Source organism: Lactobacillus sp. UMNPBX4 (genome assembly GCF_002554115.1).
Classification (GTDB): domain Bacteria; phylum Bacillota; class Bacilli; order Lactobacillales; family Lactobacillaceae; genus Lactobacillus; species Lactobacillus gallinarum.
The window spans coordinates 1-1,186 of the sequence record NZ_PCZF01000120.1; the positions used below are offsets into that span (position 1 = coordinate 1).

Annotated in this window: 1 protein-coding gene; it reads right to left on the bottom strand. The window is 38.4% G+C overall.

Annotated elements, in window-relative coordinates; genetic code table 11:
* Window positions 1-33: 33 nt before the first annotated feature.
* On the bottom strand, window positions 34-1,083 hold the full coding sequence (locus CP355_RS09970; RefSeq protein ID WP_005729593.1) for an IS30 family transposase: 1,050 nt from the start codon (window positions 1,081-1,083) through the stop codon (window positions 34-36).
* Window positions 1,084-1,186 lie beyond the last annotated feature (103 nt).

Genomic DNA, 1,186 nt, shown 5'->3' on the forward strand with positions numbered 1-1,186 from the left:
CGTAAATTGCAATAATAACTTGAACACTTTTGTTTAGGCTGTTTGATAGATGCGATCTAATTCTCTTTCAAAGATTTCATCTGGTGTATGATAAGCCAAGATCTTTCTTGGCAATGAATTGCACCAAGTTTCAATGTTAATGATTTGTTGGAGAGAGTAGTTATGAATATAGTCACCTTTAGGAATGAATCTGCGAATAAGGCCATTATGCCTCTCTACAGTGCCTTTATCACAAGAAGTATATGGATGAGCATAATAAACTAGTGATTTGGAAATATCTTCCAGCTGAGATAGATCCGCAAATTCAGAACCATTATCAGTCGTAATAGTTTTAAAGATATCGTTCCAATGCTCGCTGTATTGCTTGCGCAGACTTTTAAAGGCATTCATTACACTAGCAGCTGTTTTATCTGGGATTTTAATAATTAGGAACTCACGGCTCATGCGTTCAGACAAAGTTAGCAGCACTTCGTCGTCCTTGGTCTTATGGCCTAAAACAAGATCACATTCCCAATGCCCAAACACATCACGCTTATTAACTTCCTGTGGTCGTTGTTCAATACTGCGGCCTAGCTTCTTCTTATTTTTACGAATGCGATGAATTTTGGTATTGCGCTTGAGTTTCTCTGGCAAATCATAGTTATGGATGTTTAACAAGCCTTGATCGACATAATTATAAAGCGTCCTGGTGCAGACAATATCGTTGCTGGTAAATTCCCCTACAGCAGTGCAGCGATTACTGCAGGCGTCGAGCGACCAGCCATCTTCAAAAAAGTGCTGTTGGACGTAATCAATAAACTTATGCTTCTTAAGAAAATCCGATTTGCGTCCACAGTATCGACGATTGTTTTGATAAACACTCTGACCTTGTTGGGCTTTATAACGTTTAACTTTACCGTGATACAGCTTAACAGCCCCTCGTTTGATCTCATAGTGAATTGTACTAGGGGAACAGCCAATTTCTCGAGCGATGGAACGCAAAGAACAATGATCTTTCAAACGAGTTTGAATAATAACCCGCTCTTCAAGCGATAGATGTGTTCCTTTTTTACGCTTGTCCATGATAGAATGTAGTGAGTCCATTTTGACCTCCATAGATGTTTTTGTGGTTATTAACATTCTATCAAACAGGTCCAAATGGACTTTTTATTTTCTATCAAGTGTTCAATTTAATTTTACAATCGGC

Coding starts and splice junctions, on each gene's coding strand:
- CP355_RS09970 (WP_005729593.1), bottom strand. CDS start 1,083: ATGGACTCACTACATTCTATCATGGACAAGCGTAAAAAAGGAACACAT.